Source organism: Kitasatospora sp. A2-31, from assembly GCF_022288725.1.
Taxonomy (GTDB): domain Bacteria; phylum Actinomycetota; class Actinomycetes; order Streptomycetales; family Streptomycetaceae; genus Kitasatospora.
In genome coordinates this window covers 1-1,214 of the sequence record NZ_JAKNTA010000228.1, presented here as the reverse complement: position 1 = coordinate 1,214, position 1,214 = coordinate 1, and the positions used below count along the sequence as shown (strand labels likewise).

General features: G+C 70.2%; 1 protein-coding gene. It reads left to right on the top strand.

The genetic code is table 11. From position 1 onward, the window contains the following. On the top strand, positions 1 to 914 hold a 914-nt coding region (locus MCM47_RS41100), incomplete at its 5' end, for an amino acid permease (protein ID WP_238951868.1). Positions 915 to 1,214 lie beyond the last annotated feature (300 nt).

Below are 1,214 nucleotides of genomic sequence, written 5' to 3'. Positions count from 1 at the left end.
TCAAGGTGGTGGCGATCGCCGCCTTCCTGGTGATCGGCACCCTGGCCGCGTTCGGCCTGCTGCCCGACACCCAGGCGGTGGGCACCGAGAACCTGGTCGGCCACGGCGGCTTCCTCCCGCACGGCATGGGCGCGGTCTTCACCGGCATGCTCACGGTCGTCTTCGCCTTCATGGGCAGTGAGATCGTCACCCTGGCCGCCGGCGAGTCGGAGGACCCGGAGAAGGCGGTCAGCAAGGCGACCAACAGCGTGATCTGGCGCATCGGCGTCTTCTACCTGGGCTCCATCCTGCTCGTGGTCACCCTGCTGCCGTGGGACTCCGAGGCCGTCAAGGGCAGCCCGTACGTCGCCGTGCTGGAGCACATCGGCATCCCCGGCGCCGGCCAGGTGATGGACGTCATCGTCCTGACCGCCGTGCTCTCCTGCCTCAACTCCGGGATGTACACCGCCTCCCGGATGGCCTTCTCGCTCGGCCAGCGCGGCGACGCCCCCAAGGTTTTCGCCTCGGTGACCGACCGCGGCGTGCCGCGGGTCGCGATCCTGTGCTCGGTGGTGTTCGGCTTCATCGCCGTCTTCTTCAACTACACCTCCCCCGACACCGTCTTCTCCTTCCTGCTCAACTCCTCGGGCGCCGTCGCGCTCTTCGTCTGGCTGGTGATCTGCTTCTCCCAGCTGCGGATGCGCAAGATCATCGAGCGTGAGACGCCGGAGCGGCTGACCGTCCGGATGTGGCTGTACCCCTACCTCACCTGGACCGCGATCGGCATGATCGGCTTCGTGGTGGCCTACATGTTCACCGACGCCGACGGGCGCAAGCAGATGTACCTGTCGCTGGTCGCCGCAGCGATCGTGCTGGCGGCGTCGGCCGTGGTGGGCCGGCGGCGGCGGGCCGCGGCGGTGGAACCGGCTGCCTGATCCGGGGCACACCGGCCGCGAACGCCGGGCCCGGGAGCCGTTGCGGAGGCTCCCGGGCCCGGTGCGGCGTTTCCCGGCCCGGTGCGGCGTTTCGGCTCGGTACACGCGCTTGCGCGCGCTGCCGCGCGGCCGGTCACCGGACTGCGACGGCGCCGACATGACCTGCCGACGGCCAGCCCCTACCCTTCCCCCTATGCGAGATCTTGTGGCGGGGACGGGGTACCTGGTCAAGGGCCAGAAGTGGGTGGCGCGGCACGGCCGCTGGTGGGCCTTCGGGATGATCCCGGCGCTGATCACCCC